Here is a 13,960-nt window from a genome sequence, read left to right as displayed (position 1 = left end):
TATAATTAATTAAATAAATTACTTATAAAACACAGAGGGTAAAACATGGATAATTTTTTAATAAGGCTTAAAGACCATATCGATCATGTAAAAAAAGTAGGCAGTCATTGCACTACAGAAGAAACTACAAAGCAGGCCCTAATCCTGCCATTGCTTGATATATTGGGCTTTAATCCATACGACCCAACTAAAGTCCTTGCAGAATTTGCTGCTGATTTCCCAGGCGTAAAGGCAACCGAACGTGTTGATTATGCTTTATATTGCAATGGTCAGCCTGTTATGTTTATTGAAGCAAAACCATATTCATCTGATTTGACCAATCATGCACCCCAGTTATCTAGATATTTTAACAGTAGCTTAGGGGTTACTATTGGAGCAATAACTAATGGTAAAGAGTGGCGCTTCTTTACCGACCTCATAAATACAAATGTAATGGATGAAAAACCATTTCTAACAATTGATTTTACGAAAGCTCACCCTGAGGATCTAACGCAATTAGCAGAATTCAAGCATGATAACTTCCATGCAGAAAAACTAAGATTTTTTGCTGAAGAAAATCAATATATCCAACAATTTAAAACAGTTATTAAAAAAAGTATCAATGAAGTAGATATAGATTTTGTTCGCTACGTAGCGCAACAAGCAAATATCCAAAGACAGTTAAACACAAAATTCTTAGAATCAATTCAGCCATTTGTGCAACAAGCAGTTCAGCAAGCTATAAGTGATACTGTTGTAAAAGGCTTGTCTTCACCTACTATTATTACAGCTCAACCTGTTGAACAGAAAGTGGTTGAGGAGCAACCTAAAACAACAATAGTTGCTCCAGAGCCTGATTATATTGTTAATCCTGATAATGAGAAAATTATTACAACTAAAGAAGAGCAAGACTTGCTTAGAATTGTGACTGAGTTATTTCCTGAAGTTGAGCTCGAAGGTCGTGATACAGAATCATACTACTCGGTCCTTTATCAGAGTAAAACGAATAGATGGCTCTTTAGATATGATGTGAATCGCAAGCGACCAACAATACAATTCAATGTTACTGTTGATGATTCTCGGAAAATCGAACTTGAACGCGCTGGATTGGAAGTTCAAAATAATGGGCAAATTTTTATTGAAAAGCCTGAACACATTTACAGAATGGTTGGTATTCTCAGGGATAGCCTTGAGCACTGTATGAATGATGAAAACTTTAAGCGTGCCTCCAGCCAATAATTGAAAACTGAAAACTAGGGGTCTCCCCTAGTTTTTTCATTAGGTGACTCAATGAGATCCACATTTCTTTTTACTTTTGTGACTCTACTAGTTCTTACTGGTTGCTCAAAACAAGAATCATCCACCCCAGTGAATGATTCAGATACATCAGCAAAATTCGAGAAGTTAGATGCAATTATAGATGGGTATCTTGATAAATTAGATAACCCTCAAACCCCTATAGCTGAGCGTAAACAGATCCTATGTGTTGAGTATCCGAATTTTTACAACAAAGAGTATGCGCCACTTTTACTTAAAGATTTCCCTCAAGATTACACTCAAGTAAAACTTGATCGTGATTTGAAATCAGCTTTGGATTACTACAAAGGAAAAGACAATATTCAATGCTAAGCTCTTTATTTCTTAAATCTGAAATGAAAATTTTATAAGCTGCTATCAAGGTCACTTGCACAAGACCTGTAACAACAAAGTAGCGCAAACTAGCCCATCCATGTGATGGGTTTTCTTTTGCCTTTTGGAACCTAAGTTTAGTTAATTATAAATAAAGTTCATTTTTCTAAACATATTTATTGACTCATACAGTTCAGTTTACTAAACTTAATTTCACCAGATAACAAAAAAGCACACCAGACCTCGAAATCAAATGTGCTTTTACTCTAAGAGTGAGACAAGTATGAAACAAACTATATGCCACAGTCAAATGCCAGAGTTCGAAAAGAACCCAAGCTGCACGACTTCTCATCTATACCAGCACCCTACTGCTGCCAATACAGTGCAGTACAAAAGCAAATCAGGTTTAGTGCGCGCTTCTATCACTGCAATCATCTGTAGCGTTTCGATTATTTCAGGTCTTTTCAGTTGCACGGTGGATCAACATGCAACCGCTGCTCAAGTTGAACACATCGTTAAAGCAGGAGTTCAGCCATGAGTAATCCAGAAACTATCGAAATTCACGACTTAAGCACTATCCATAAGCTTTGTAAATTTGGTGCAGATCACAGCATGGAAGGCTGTTCTTTCACTGAAATTGTTGAGCGCATGTTTGCTGAGTTAGCTAAAGCCCAAGAAGCAAGAAGCAAGAAGCAAGAAGCAAGAAGCAAGAAGTGTAATTCTGTCCTGCCAGCAACTTAAAGAAGCTGTTGAATTTGGCGCACCTGACCTTTTTCAAGAAGCCAAGGAAGGTGATGACCTACAGTTCCAGCTTGAAACTGAAATGGCTATCGAATTTAGAAAGGATGGTCATAGCGGTCCCGGTTACTACTGCTGGTATTTAGATTTGCCAGAAGAAGGTTCAATCATCCTTGGTGAAGTAGAACAGGAGCAAAACTCATGAATGCTCAAGTCAAAACAAAATTTGCTGAGTTCATCAGCATGGATGCAAACCGCAATCTAACTATGCGCCTTGGTCCTACGGTCTATGTCCAAAAAGGTGCTGATATTTTCTGGCAAAACAAGTCTGGTGAGTTGGTCTTAGTTACTGATGAGACCCATGCAAGCAAGCCATGGATCCGCGAAAACTTTAAACGTGAACGTACCTTTCAGAAACGTAAAGCTTTAGCAACTGGCTTGCAGTCTTCACACATCCCTTCACAAGACCGTCGTGCGTTTAACAAACGTATGGGACGAGTTTGGGCTTAAGGAGTAACGGACATGACAAATACAAATCAACAAAACTCAAATGCTGTAGAACAACCTGTGAACGTATTACAGCTTATTCAACTTGAACTTAAAGCACCTAAAAGCAAGCGTAATACCTTTGGTAACTATAACTACCGTAACTGTGAAGACATTCTGGAAGCAGTTAAACCCCTACTGCAAAAATACAATGCTTCACTGGTCATTACTGATGAAGTTCAGGAAGTTGGACCTGTAGTAGTCGTGACAGCAAAAGTTATCTTTACCGATGCCAATGGTAAAGAAACTACGGTTCAAGCCCATGCAGGTGTAGAGATCAGTAAGAAAGGTATGGATGTAGCTCAAACTTTTGGTGCGTCCAGTTCTTATGCGCGTAAATATGCCCTTAATGGCTTATTTCTGATTGATGACACCAAAGACTATGATTCTGACGAATACCATAATCAGGTCAATAATAATGCGCGAAATAACTCGCAGCAGAACAACAACCAGACTCAACAGGCAAACCGCAATACAGGTAATCAACAAAGATCCAGCCAGCAAAATGGTAATGACCAACAACAAAAAACCATTGGGCAACGCTATAACGATGCCCTTGTAGCGATTCGTGAAGCTAAAAGACCTCAAACACTCGACAAAGCGATTAATACTTTTGCAAATACACAATACAACGAAGCCATTCGCCGAGCTTGCCGTGCCCGAGCAGATCAGATGGGTTGGAATGAAGCACCTCCTCAACAAAATCAACAGCAGCAAGCATTACGTCACTAATAATTTAAAAGGATAAGAACATGAATATTTTAAATGGTACCGAAGCTTTTGCTGCAATGATGGCTGGTCAGACTGTTTTGTGCCGAGCTATTGGTGACTTAATTGAATTTGATGATATAGGCCAGTTCCCTGCCACTATTTTTGCTAAACCCGGTTATGAATTTTGCATCAAAATCGAAACAATTGAAGTTGCAGGTATCACATTTACTAGACCTTTAAAGCTTGAAGAAATTCAAGAAGGTCAGGATGTATATGTCACCAATACTTATGGTCAGACTATCTATATCAGTGAATTCGGCAAGATGACTTGTAGTGCACTTATAGATTCTATCAATTCAGGGTTTGTACAACGTGATGAAGAGAATGCCAAACTTCAATTGCGAGCTCTATCTAAAGTTTTAGGTCGCGAGTTAATTGGCGAATGCTTGGTAACCAGACTTGGTAATGAAAAACCTAAGAAACGTTCAGCATCCAAAAAACAAAGTGATGAGGGCAAGGTATCAACTAAGCCAGAGTTGGAACAAGTTCCGGATATTGAGTCACGAGGGCAAACAACATACTCATCCAATGTTTCTGCTGAAGAGGTCTTTCAAGCTCACAAATCAGGAATAGCAAATACTAGTTCTATTGAGACTATAAATGGAATTCTTAGCCAAGCTACACAAAATAGCCTTTTAAGTGAAGACCAGAAAAATAGTCTATGTGAATTTGCGGATAAAACTAAAGAATTAAAAGCGAAAGAATCTGGAGAAATTGAAACTGATCACTTTGATGAATCTGACCCTGCTATTCACAAGTTCGTTGATGCAATTGAGAAATGCCAGTCTGACTATGAATTACAAGGAGTTGAGCGCAATCTCGAGGGAAATAAATCAAAAGTTCATGCAAGCGAATATGCTGAACTTACAAATCGCATCCAGTTAAAGCGTGAATCATTTTTTGCCAGTAATGAACATATACTCGGTTTAGAAAGCTTGAAGCAACTTCAACAAGATGCTGAAAATCTTATCCAATATCAGCAGTCTTTGGATGAATACATTCAGCGCGTTAAGAATGCTAAAACACCTGCAGAAGCAAATGCACTTGTTAAATACACAGGTTCTTGGACCGAAGAACAGCGTAAACCTTTGATTGATGCAATCAATGCTCGTTTGGTTGAGTTGAATCCACCAGTTAATGATGCCTCCTTATCAGTTCGCATTTCTAAAGCTGTGGATCTTACTGAATTGGATGCTTTAGAAATTGATGTCTCCTCATGCGATGAGTTCATCCAACCAAAGCTAATGGAGTTGGTACAAAAACGTCGTGCGTAGTTAGATCCATTCTTTAGCCCACTGGGGAATGCATCATGAAATTCAAATACTCAACAATCACCCGAACACTTACAGTGTTCGGGGCAAAGATGGACCACATTTTCCACAACGTCAGTGTTGGTGAAATTGAGGAACTGGTGATTGATGCCAAGTTTAAAGAAGCACTTTGGAGGAAATAATGGAGTCGATATCTGAAGTAAAAAAATCAGCCCACATGGATTCGTCAAAACCATCAAAAGCTCATGATATTATGACAATTTATCCTAAAAATATGGTAAATCTACAAAAAGCAGCTAATGATTCCAATGAGAAAATTTCACTTCTCTATGAAATAAGTGGTCAACACTATATCGATACATTAGATGCTGAAAATTGCCAGTGTAAGGATAAGAAAGTTCACTTAAGTGAGCTAGATTTGTCAGGGTAGATAAATAAACAATTACACCGAGTACAACTCTCGAAGGTTGGTTCACATGGAATGTCTAATTTTATGGTTTGACGTGATGCTAATAGTGAATGGAACACTGTTTATTAAATACGAACTCTGGCGATAGTTATGAATATTTTAAACGATGATCAAAGCACAAGAGCTAAGTCATGACAGCAAGAATCCTTGATCCATGCTGCGGCTCTCGCATGATGCATTTTGATCGTACAAATCCGAACGTGCTGTTCGGTGACATCAGAACTGAAAATCATATTCTGTGTGATGGACGCATTCTTGAGGTATCACCAGATCTAGAAATGGATTTCCGTCAGATGCCTTTCAAAGATGGTCAATTCAATTTGGTAGTGTTTGATCCACCACATCTAATTAAAGCTGGCAAACAAAGTTGGCTTGCTTTGAAATATGGAAAGCTAAAGGAAAACTGGCGTGAAGATATTCAAAAAGGTTTTGCAGAATGCTTTCGCGTGTTGGCCAATGGTGGCGTTTTGATTTTTAAGTGGAATGAAACTCAAATTAAGGTTAGTGAAATATTAGCCTTAACAGATCAAAAGCCAGTGTTTGGTCACATTAGTGGTAAGCGTGCAAATACGCACTGGATTACTTTTATGAAGTTGGAAAGTTTGAAGGAGGCGACTTGATGAATATTGATCGTCGCGTGCGAGCGAAAGAATTTATGCAGCTGCTTTCAATTAAAAAAGATGCGTTTTACAATAAGGTCAAATTGGGTGAAATTGAACAACCAGTGCGATTAAATAAGAAAGATGTCTACTGGCATGAGTCTTATGTGAAGCAAAAAGTTGAAGAATTTAAACCAAAAAATTTAGCCTGCTCATAGCAGGCTTTATTATACCTATTGCTTTTATAAAAACGGGTAACTTAACGGGTAATATAACCAATAAAGTAAAATAAATTTATTATAAACAATAATATAGATATTAGATGCGCATTCGCAATCAGAATATTCACAAAAAAACACGCCTTTTAAAAAGTGACTGACTAGAACATTTCATTGAATTATATGTGAAATTATATATATTAACGCGCAATATCAATCATTAAATGAGTGTCTTACAATGATTAAAAATGTATCACTTCGTCGTTTTATGGGGTTAAGCTGCGCGATTATTTTTGCTCAAGCTGTCAATGCTACCGAAGGCTTAACTCAGGAAGAAGCCAATACCATGGTGAAAGAAGACATTGCGTCAACTCAAGTGATGGCAGAAGTTTGCCCTGCCCTTATTGGTAAAAATGCCAAACTCAACAGTAACGTAAATACCCTCACTCAAATGTATTTAAAAGAACATTCTGATGCTGCGATGACCTTAGACAAACTACAGTCAGATGCTGAATACCAATCAATTTTGCACGAAACGCGTAAAGCCGCGCATGAAACCAGCAAAGAAGAACAACAAGCAGTCTGTATGGATGTTGTTGAATATCAAGCTTAATTAAGTACATGATCTACGAATGGCTTCTATATTCAGGCATTCGTAGATTGATGTAGAAAAGTATCGTTCATAACTTATTTATCATTTCAACCATTTATATACATTTATCCCCTTCCATTTCTTTGCAATCGGTTTAACCTTAGCGCAAATAGATTTACTTTTTGAGTTTATTGGTTATGCAATTAAAAGCTTTCAAAATGGCTTCATTGGCCTTGTTAACAACACTTACTTTTTCATTCAGCCACGCAGAAGAAAGCAAAGATGAAAATATTGAAGTCACCCTCAATCAAACTGTGACACAGCAAGAGCTTGCTGCCATTTATGTACTTTCAGAAATTTGCCCAAGCTTAGTCGAAAATAAAGACGGCTTTGAACAAGGCTATGCCAAGTTAGTGCAAGAGCATATGCCTGAAGAAAAAAATGCCGTGGATGCCCTTGCCAAACTTAGCCAAGCAAAAGCATTTAAACCGATTTTAGCTGAAGCAAAATTAGATGCCCAAAATGCAGGCAATGATAAAAACCAAGAAATCTGTCAAGAATTAACCAGCTATAGCAATTGAAACAAATTGGTTACAATACTTTTGCAATAAGCCGATTTCACCGGTGGAAGTCGGCTATGCTTTACCCTAGAATGCTAGGTTCTTTCTGCTTATATCAAGATATTGGAACCCGCTAGAAATGATCCGTAAAAGCGCCCTTGCTGCAACATTACTATTACCAAGTTTCTCTTTCGCAGCAACTGTCTTATCTACGCCGCCAGAACTCAATAATAAATCTTATGTTTTGATGGACTATGAGACGGGGCAAATCCTCGCAGCAAAAAATGAAAATGAAAAGTTAGCACCTGCTTCAATGACAAAAATGATGACCAGTTACATCATTGAACAAAAACTGTTGAAGGGCGAGCTGACTGAAGATGAAAAAGTCCGCATGAACGAATCTGCATGGTGTCGTGGCAGTAGTACCGAATCATGTATGTATGTTCCTCTTAATGGCACAGCGACAGCATTAGAAATGTTACGTGGCATTATCATTCAATCAGGTAACGATGCATCTAAAGCAATGGCAGAACACATTGCAGGTAATGAGGGTACTTTCGCTTACATGATGAATGAAGAAGCGAAACGTATGGGGATGAGCAATACGCATTTCATCAACTCAACTGGTATGCCTGCAGATGGTCACTACTCAACTGCAAAAGATATGGCGACACTCGCGCAACATATTATTCACGACAGTTCAAAATACTATCCAATTTATTCTGAAAAAGAATTTACCTTTAATGGAATTAAACAAGGCAACCGTAATGCCCTGCTTTATACTGATCCAAGCGTAGATGGTTTAAAAACCGGTCACACTGAAGAAGCAGGTTACTGCTTAACCACTTCATCTAAACGTGGTCCAATGCGCTTAATTTCTGTGATTTTTGGTGCGCCAACAATTCAGGAACGTGCATCACAAACACGTAGCTTATTGGCTTGGGGCTATGCAAACTTTGAAACGGTAAAAGTACAACCTGCCAACCAAGTTTTAGCCAAAGCAAAAGTCTATTTTGGTAAAGAAAATGAAGTTCAAATTGGACTTGCAGAAAACTTCAACGTAACTATGCCTAAAGGCAAAGCTGATGCCATCAAAACCCAATTGGTTGTACAGCCTAAACTCACAGCACCTCTACAAAAAGGTCAAGTGGTGGGTAAATATGTTGCAAGCTTAGACGGCAAGGTGATTTCTGAAAAGCCATTAGTCGCGTTACAGTCAGTTGAAGAAGCAGGTTTCTTCGCACGTTTACTCGACCATATTAAACAATTCTTCGCTAACTTATTTTAAGACTTGATTGCTTAAACTAAAGTTAAAGCATTCGTATGCAAATACGAGTGCTTTTTTCTTTTATACTCTAGGGTAAATTGCTGAATGATGCTGTATGAATATGAAAAAAAATATCCGCCCTTATCTTGATAGCAAACCCAAAATTGATGCCTCTTGCTATGTTGATGATGCTGCGATTGTGATTGGTGATGTGGTACTGGCTGATCATGTTTCAGTTTGGCCCTTTGCTGTGATTCGTGGAGACGTGAACAGCATTAAAATTGGCAAACACAGTAACGTACAAGACCACTGCATGCTGCATGTTAGCCATAAGAATGACGCTAAACCGAATGGTTCTCCCCTTATTATTGGTGAAGATGTCACCATTGGGCATCATGTAACCTTGCATGGCTGTACTATTGGCAATCGAGTTTTGGTTGGAATCAACAGTATCGTTTTAGACGATGTCATTATCGAAGATGACGTGATGATTGGTGCTGGCAGTCTTGTTCCACCGCGTAAACGTCTGGAAAGTGGTTATCTGTATGTTGGCAGTCCAGTACAGCAGGTACGTCCATTAACGGATAAAGAAAAAGAGTTTCTAACTTATTCTGCACGTCATTATGTGAAGGTGGCGAATAATTACCGAGAGCAAGATTAATTAAAAAGCCCCATAGTTTGGGGCTTTTTTAAAATTATTAAAGATGCACCATTATGTTTAACAGCAATGGCTCTAGAAGACGAAAAAATGCTCCTTGACCACAAAATGTAATCATATTGATCCGTCAGTCTTATTCATCAATACGCCCTTATGAATGAATTTTTCAGATTATAATTTTACAACTACTCGACCTCTAATTTTTCCATCTAAAATATCATTTGAAATATTTATAGCATCCGTTAACTGAATTTCAGTCGTTACTGTTTCCAATTTTGTTTGATCTAATTCGGTAGCCAAACGCTGCCAAGCTTCTGTTCTTAATTCGATCGGTGCCATCACACTATCAATGCCATATAACGTGATTCCTCTCAAAATAAATGGAGCTACTGTAGCAGGAAAATCCATACCACCAGCCAAACCACACGCAGCAACAGCTCCTCGATATTTGGTTCCAGCACATGCATTGGCTAAAGTATGGCTACCGACAGTATCAATTACACCTGCCCAAATTTCTTTGCTCAATGGCTTACCTGATGAAGCTAATTCAGCACGATCAATAATTTCACTCGCACCCAAATAAGTTAAATATTCTGATTCTTGAGGTCGACCTGTTGAAGCGGTTATCTCATAACCCAGATGCTTCAAAAGCATAATCGCAATACTACCAACTCCACCATTTGCACCTGTCACTAAAATCTTTCCATCACTTGGTTTAATACCATGTTTTTGTAAAGCCATGACACACAACATTGCGGTATAACCTGCTGTACCAATGATCATCGTATCTTTAAAAGAAAAAATAGAAGGTTTTCTGATGAGCCAATCACCTGAAACAGTGACTTGTTCAGCCAGTCCTCCAGAATACTTTTCACCCACGCCCCAGCCATTCAACACAACCTCATCTCCCGCTGTCCATGCTGGATGTCTTGATTCAATCACTACGCCTGAAAAATCGATGCCTGGGGTCAACGGAAAACTACGTACCACTGGAGCGCGCCCTGTAATGGCTAAAGCATCTTTATAATTTAATGTTGAATACTTTACCTCGACTCTAACCTCTCCTTCTTGTAAAGGCTTTGCAGCAATCTCTGTAATTTTTGAGCTGTAACCCGCATCATCTTTAGTGATTTCAATACCCTTGTACATAGAACTTCCTCTTCATTTAATTAGACGACCTGTCTAGAATTAAGTAAAAAATAAATGCATACATCTGCATTCATTTTTTACTTAATTTTTAACACGATTTCGCTGTTCTACACTGACAGCAAATAAGCGATAAAATGCATCTAAAGGACTGGCAGATTTGACCAAGCGCGCTCTCAGCACCGCACCTTCCCATCCAATCCAAAACTGATAAGCAGCTTCATCACACTCAACAACGCTATATGGTGAATCTGACTGATACAAACAATCAGAAACTACTTTCTCCCATACCTTAAAGATACTTTCGATTCGGGCGATGATCTCAGGCGGCAAATACGAAACTTCTTGGCCTAAGTTGCCTAAAATACAACCTCGTTTAAAGTCGTATTTTTGCAGTTTTTCACCCGCATCTTTTACAAAATTTTGCAGCCTTTCCAATGGAGAAAGTTCGGGTTGGCTTAAAAACTGCTTTAATCGCTTCACAAAATAAAGTTCATAAGCGTCCAAAACTTCTAAAATAAAAGCCTCTTTATTTGCAAAATAATGATAAAAAGACCCTTTAGGAACTTGAACTGATTTCATCAGATCATCCAAGCTCATGGCATTCATACCACGTTCAGTCAGCAACTCGATCCCTCTGCGGATTAACACATCTTTCGTGTCTGCATAGTTACCACCATGTTTGGTTGGTCTACCACGAGGTCGTTTCGGTAAGGAAGAATAATTCATACTCAATAAAATAGACTAAGCATCTAGAAATAGCAATAGCGTTAGATTCGAATAATTTTTCTAGCAGATGTGAATTTCACAAGTATAACGCTAGCCACTTTTCCAAGAAACTAAAACTCTCTATTCAACACATTTAGTATTTAAAATCAATATCATACATCAACATAAGAGTGTTAGATTTTACTCCCTAAAATCTTGCAAAAATGCGACTCATAATTTGGCACATTGGCATGGCATTTATTTATCGAATACCTGTTGACTCAAACCCATGCATCAATCTATAGCATCTAGGGAATAAAGCTTCATAATTTAAACAACAGAGAATGGATTAGCTCGAAGAAAACTCCCCATCAACATAGCCATCCCCCCCTAAATTTTGTAGAATACTCCTTTTATTCCATGGTAGTTTTTTATGACCGCTTGGGCGCCTCATGTTACCGTTGCTACTGTCGTTGAAAAAGACGGAAAGTTCCTCTTTGTTGAAGAACACAGTGAAGGGATCACACATACCGTGTTTAACCAGCCTGCTGGACATGTGGAATGTGGTGAAAGCATTATTCAGGCGGCTGTGCGTGAAACCATGGAAGAAACAGGTCATGCGGTTGAGGTCGATGCTTTATTGGGCATTTACACCTATACCCCGCCCATGTTTCCAGACCGTACTTATTTTAGATTTTGTTTTTTAGCACATGTCTTAGAATATTTTCCTGAAGCTGAACTTGATCAAGGCATTATTGGTCCCAAATGGATGAGTTTAGACGAACTTCAAGAAACAGCTCGCGCTCGAAGCCCATTGGTAATTAAAGCCGTGAAAGATGCGCTGGCAGGTCGAAAATACCCTTTATCGCTCATCTATGAGCACCAAAACTCTCCTTTAATTTCAAATCTGGATGCTTAATCCTATGCAACAACGTGTCATCGTCGGTATGTCTGGTGGTGTAGACTCTTCTGTATCTGCCGCACTTCTTCTTCAACAAGGATATCAAGTTGAAGGACTTTTCATGAAAAACTGGGAAGAAGATGATGGCACCGAATACTGCACTGCCATGGAAGATCTGGCTGATGCACAAGCCGTTTGCGATAAAATCGGGATTAAGTTACATACCGCCAATTTTGCGATGGAATATTGGGATCGTGTGTTTGAACACTTCCTTGCTGAATATGCCGCGGGTCGTACGCCTAACCCAGATATCCTGTGTAATAAAGAAATTAAATTCCGCGCCTTCCTCGACCATGCGGTGAATTTAGGTGCCGACTTTATTGCCACAGGTCATTATTGCCGTCGTGGTGAAACCATGACCAACTCTCGTGGTGAGGAGTATGCGCCTTTACTCCGTGGTTTAGATAAAAATAAAGATCAAACCTACTTTTTACATGCGGTTCATGGCCGTGAAATTAACAAGACCTTATTCCCTGTCGGTGAAATTGAAAAGCCCGAAGTACGTCGTATTGCAGAACAGCTCGGTTTAGCGACTGCCAAGAAAAAAGATTCAACAGGCATCTGTTTTATTGGTGAACGTCGTTTTAATGACTTCTTGAAACAATATTTACCTGCACAACCTGGAAAAATTGTTCTGGATAATGGCAAAGAGGTTGGTGAACATCACGGCTTAATGTACTATACGCTCGGTCAGCGTGGCGGTATTGGCATTGGTGGTATGAAAGGTGCTGAAGAAGGTGCTTGGTTCGTATTACACAAAGATATTGAGCATAATCGTCTTGTCGTTGGTCAAGGTCATGAGCATCCATTGATGCACAGTACCGTACTTTGGAGCGAATCGATTGACTGGGTTGCAGGTGAACAAGAGATTCCTGCGACAGGTTTCCGCTGTACAGCAAAGACGCGTTATCGCCAACCCGATCAAGCTTGCGTATTATATAAAGATGACACGATGCCGAATGGCGTTCGCGTCGAATTTGATGAGTCACAGCGTGCTGTCACTCCGGGTCAAAGTGTTGTGTTCTATCTTGATGATGTATGTTTAGGTGGTGGTGTGATTCACCATACCAATGCCCCTAAACCTGATTTTATTTAAAAGGATTGTTCGGTATGGTTGAGTTACCGTTTCAACAGCCTCAAACGCTTAGTCAACGCCAAAATCGAGCGTTGGCTTTAGCGGCTGTATTTCAGGCAACGCAACTCACCCATATGACCGCTATTTCTGGACGACAGAGCATCGGAGATAGCGGAAACTTCTATTTAGAGCAGCTGATCAAAGCCAGCTTAAATATTCGTCCCACGTCCAATCAGTCTTGCCAAACTCTAGATTTTTTCAATCAACTTGCAGATATTTCATTAGGTCTAAAGACACTCGAAAGCAGCATTACCCAGCCTTTCAATCCAGCACCAAAATCTCGTTTACCCAAGCTGTCCAACACGAAACTTCCAATGTCTTACGCCATGGCATTACTACAACTCGAGAAGAAAGTGTATAGCAATCCTAAATTCGTTGAAATTATTGAAAAATCACAACAAAAAATTCTGAAACAACTCTCATTTTTTGACAATAACTACAGCCATCCCAGCATTATTGCCAATCTTGCGCAGACCTATGTTGAAACCGCAGGTCAAATCAATCCGCGCATTATGGTTCGCGGTAATGCAGAAGCATTTAAAGATGCTGGACACACCAATCGAATTCGTGCTGCCTTGTTTACGGGTCTACAAATGGCACATTTGTGGCGTCAATTAGGCGGCAACTCTTGGGGCATGATCTTTAGCAAGCGTAAATTGCTCCAAGATATTCAAGATCTCGCTCGTTTGCAGTATCAGGTGGTCTAACCGGAT

General features: G+C 39.2%; 19 protein-coding genes. 17 read left to right on the top strand and 2 right to left on the bottom strand.

What is annotated here, in order from left to right; all coding sequences use genetic code 11:
- The first annotated feature begins 45 nt into the window (after positions 1–45).
- The 14 genes from AC6CHI_RS02305 to AC6CHI_RS02240 all read left to right on the top strand — a co-directional run bounded on the left by AC6CHI_RS02305 (position 46) and on the right by AC6CHI_RS02240 (position 9,300).
- Complete coding sequence (locus AC6CHI_RS02305) at positions 46–1,218, top strand: type I restriction endonuclease (protein WP_498119252.1); 1,173 nt, start codon at positions 46–48, stop codon at positions 1,216–1,218.
- Positions 1,219–1,269: 51 nt separating this feature from the next.
- Positions 1,270–1,608: a hypothetical protein gene (locus AC6CHI_RS02300; protein WP_498119251.1), complete on the top strand. Its 339-nt coding sequence runs from the start codon at positions 1,270–1,272 to the stop codon at positions 1,606–1,608.
- A 283-nt stretch (positions 1,609–1,891) separates the two neighbouring features.
- Entirely contained in the window at positions 1,892–2,146 is a 255-nt protein-coding gene (locus AC6CHI_RS02295; protein ID WP_498119250.1) for a hypothetical protein, read from the top strand.
- Positions 2,143–2,349, top strand: coding sequence for a hypothetical protein (locus AC6CHI_RS02290; protein ID WP_498119249.1), 207 nt, complete (start codon positions 2,143–2,145; stop codon positions 2,347–2,349). The genes AC6CHI_RS02295 and AC6CHI_RS02290 overlap by 4 nt, the downstream gene beginning before the upstream one ends.
- Before the next feature lie 198 nt (positions 2,350–2,547).
- Positions 2,548–2,856, top strand: coding sequence for a hypothetical protein (locus AC6CHI_RS02285; RefSeq protein WP_498119248.1), 309 nt, complete (start codon positions 2,548–2,550; stop codon positions 2,854–2,856).
- Between the two features lie 12 nt (positions 2,857–2,868).
- A complete protein-coding gene (locus AC6CHI_RS02280; protein ID WP_498119247.1) occupies positions 2,869–3,624 on the top strand; it encodes an ERF family protein in 756 nt (251 codons plus the stop codon).
- Between the two features lie 20 nt (positions 3,625–3,644).
- Positions 3,645–4,937, top strand: coding sequence for a hypothetical protein (locus AC6CHI_RS02275; RefSeq protein WP_498119246.1), 1,293 nt, complete (start codon positions 3,645–3,647; stop codon positions 4,935–4,937).
- A 178-nt stretch (positions 4,938–5,115) separates the two neighbouring features.
- Positions 5,116–5,364: a hypothetical protein gene (locus tag AC6CHI_RS02270; RefSeq protein WP_498119245.1), complete on the top strand. Its 249-nt coding sequence runs from the start codon at positions 5,116–5,118 to the stop codon at positions 5,362–5,364.
- 170 nt (positions 5,365–5,534) lie between these two features.
- The gene (locus AC6CHI_RS02265; protein WP_498119244.1) at positions 5,535–6,023 is read left to right on the top strand and encodes a class I SAM-dependent methyltransferase; all 489 of its coding nucleotides are present in this window, start codon (positions 5,535–5,537) and stop codon (positions 6,021–6,023) included.
- On the top strand, positions 6,023–6,220 hold the full coding sequence (locus tag AC6CHI_RS02260) for a helix-turn-helix transcriptional regulator (RefSeq protein WP_336929329.1): 198 nt from the start codon (positions 6,023–6,025) through the stop codon (positions 6,218–6,220). Before AC6CHI_RS02265 ends, AC6CHI_RS02260 begins: the two co-directional genes overlap by 1 nt.
- A gap of 238 nt (positions 6,221–6,458) precedes the next feature.
- Entirely contained in the window at positions 6,459–6,833 is a 375-nt protein-coding gene (locus AC6CHI_RS02255) for an MCR_0457 family protein (protein WP_498119243.1), read from the top strand.
- Positions 6,834–7,009: 176 nt separating this feature from the next.
- The gene (locus tag AC6CHI_RS02250; protein ID WP_498119242.1) at positions 7,010–7,393 is read left to right on the top strand and encodes an MCR_0457 family protein; all 384 of its coding nucleotides are present in this window, start codon (positions 7,010–7,012) and stop codon (positions 7,391–7,393) included.
- A gap of 118 nt (positions 7,394–7,511) precedes the next feature.
- Positions 7,512–8,660: a D-alanyl-D-alanine carboxypeptidase PBP5/6 gene (dacC, locus tag AC6CHI_RS02245; RefSeq protein WP_458890675.1), complete on the top strand. Its 1,149-nt coding sequence runs from the start codon at positions 7,512–7,514 to the stop codon at positions 8,658–8,660.
- 100 nt (positions 8,661–8,760) lie between these two features.
- Positions 8,761–9,300, top strand: coding sequence for a gamma carbonic anhydrase family protein (locus AC6CHI_RS02240; protein WP_498119409.1), 540 nt, complete (start codon positions 8,761–8,763; stop codon positions 9,298–9,300).
- A 168-nt stretch (positions 9,301–9,468) separates the two neighbouring features.
- On the opposite strand, the gene acuI is transcribed toward AC6CHI_RS02240, so the two are convergent.
- Both acuI and AC6CHI_RS02230 read right to left on the bottom strand, forming a co-directional pair.
- A complete protein-coding gene (acuI, locus tag AC6CHI_RS02235) occupies positions 9,469–10,446 on the bottom strand; it encodes an acrylyl-CoA reductase (NADPH) (protein WP_498119241.1) in 978 nt (325 codons plus the stop codon).
- Between the two features lie 81 nt (positions 10,447–10,527).
- Complete coding sequence (locus AC6CHI_RS02230; RefSeq protein WP_498119240.1) at positions 10,528–11,172, bottom strand: TetR/AcrR family transcriptional regulator; 645 nt, start codon at positions 11,170–11,172, stop codon at positions 10,528–10,530.
- A gap of 412 nt (positions 11,173–11,584) precedes the next feature.
- On the opposite strand from AC6CHI_RS02230, the gene AC6CHI_RS02225 reads away from it, so the two are divergent.
- Genes AC6CHI_RS02225 through hflD form a run of 3 tightly spaced genes read left to right on the top strand, consistent with a single transcriptional unit; the run spans position 11,585 to position 13,954 of the window.
- Positions 11,585–12,070, top strand: a complete 486-nt coding sequence (locus AC6CHI_RS02225; RefSeq protein WP_458890678.1) for an NUDIX hydrolase — start codon at positions 11,585–11,587, stop codon at positions 12,068–12,070.
- A 4-nt stretch (positions 12,071–12,074) separates the two neighbouring features.
- Positions 12,075–13,208, top strand: coding sequence for a tRNA 2-thiouridine(34) synthase MnmA (mnmA, locus tag AC6CHI_RS02220; RefSeq protein ID WP_458890679.1), 1,134 nt, complete (start codon positions 12,075–12,077; stop codon positions 13,206–13,208).
- Positions 13,209–13,222: 14 nt separating this feature from the next.
- Complete coding sequence (hflD, locus tag AC6CHI_RS02215) at positions 13,223–13,954, top strand: high frequency lysogenization protein HflD (RefSeq protein WP_458890680.1); 732 nt, start codon at positions 13,223–13,225, stop codon at positions 13,952–13,954.
- Positions 13,955–13,960 lie beyond the last annotated feature (6 nt).

The organism is Acinetobacter sp. GQ146, from assembly GCF_059758585.1.
The sequence above is the reverse complement of the archived record's forward strand: the minus strand, read 5'-3'. Positions and strand labels throughout refer to the sequence as shown.

Bases quoted from the DNA above. Each gene is read 5' to 3' on its own strand.
- AC6CHI_RS02305 (WP_498119252.1), top strand. From the start codon at position 46: ATGGATAATTTTTTAATAAGGCTTAAAGACCATATCGATCATGTAAAA.
- AC6CHI_RS02300 (WP_498119251.1), top strand. From the start codon at position 1,270: ATGAGATCCACATTTCTTTTTACTTTTGTGACTCTACTAGTTCTTACT.
- AC6CHI_RS02295 (WP_498119250.1), top strand. From the start codon at position 1,892: ATGAAACAAACTATATGCCACAGTCAAATGCCAGAGTTCGAAAAGAAC.
- AC6CHI_RS02290 (WP_498119249.1), top strand. From the start codon at position 2,143: ATGAGTAATCCAGAAACTATCGAAATTCACGACTTAAGCACTATCCAT.
- AC6CHI_RS02285 (WP_498119248.1), top strand. From the start codon at position 2,548: ATGAATGCTCAAGTCAAAACAAAATTTGCTGAGTTCATCAGCATGGAT.
- AC6CHI_RS02280 (WP_498119247.1), top strand. From the start codon at position 2,869: ATGACAAATACAAATCAACAAAACTCAAATGCTGTAGAACAACCTGTG.
- AC6CHI_RS02275 (WP_498119246.1), top strand. From the start codon at position 3,645: ATGAATATTTTAAATGGTACCGAAGCTTTTGCTGCAATGATGGCTGGT.
- AC6CHI_RS02270 (WP_498119245.1), top strand. From the start codon at position 5,116: ATGGAGTCGATATCTGAAGTAAAAAAATCAGCCCACATGGATTCGTCA.
- AC6CHI_RS02265 (WP_498119244.1), top strand. From the start codon at position 5,535: ATGACAGCAAGAATCCTTGATCCATGCTGCGGCTCTCGCATGATGCAT.
- AC6CHI_RS02260 (WP_336929329.1), top strand. From the start codon at position 6,023: ATGAATATTGATCGTCGCGTGCGAGCGAAAGAATTTATGCAGCTGCTT.
- AC6CHI_RS02255 (WP_498119243.1), top strand. From the start codon at position 6,459: ATGATTAAAAATGTATCACTTCGTCGTTTTATGGGGTTAAGCTGCGCG.
- AC6CHI_RS02250 (WP_498119242.1), top strand. From the start codon at position 7,010: ATGCAATTAAAAGCTTTCAAAATGGCTTCATTGGCCTTGTTAACAACA.
- dacC (WP_458890675.1), top strand. From the start codon at position 7,512: ATGATCCGTAAAAGCGCCCTTGCTGCAACATTACTATTACCAAGTTTC.
- AC6CHI_RS02240 (WP_498119409.1), top strand. From the start codon at position 8,761: ATGAAAAAAAATATCCGCCCTTATCTTGATAGCAAACCCAAAATTGAT.
- acuI (WP_498119241.1), bottom strand. From the start codon at position 10,446: ATGTACAAGGGTATTGAAATCACTAAAGATGATGCGGGTTACAGCTCA.
- AC6CHI_RS02230 (WP_498119240.1), bottom strand. From the start codon at position 11,172: ATGAATTATTCTTCCTTACCGAAACGACCTCGTGGTAGACCAACCAAA.
- AC6CHI_RS02225 (WP_458890678.1), top strand. From the start codon at position 11,585: ATGACCGCTTGGGCGCCTCATGTTACCGTTGCTACTGTCGTTGAAAAA.
- mnmA (WP_458890679.1), top strand. From the start codon at position 12,075: ATGCAACAACGTGTCATCGTCGGTATGTCTGGTGGTGTAGACTCTTCT.
- hflD (WP_458890680.1), top strand. From the start codon at position 13,223: ATGGTTGAGTTACCGTTTCAACAGCCTCAAACGCTTAGTCAACGCCAA.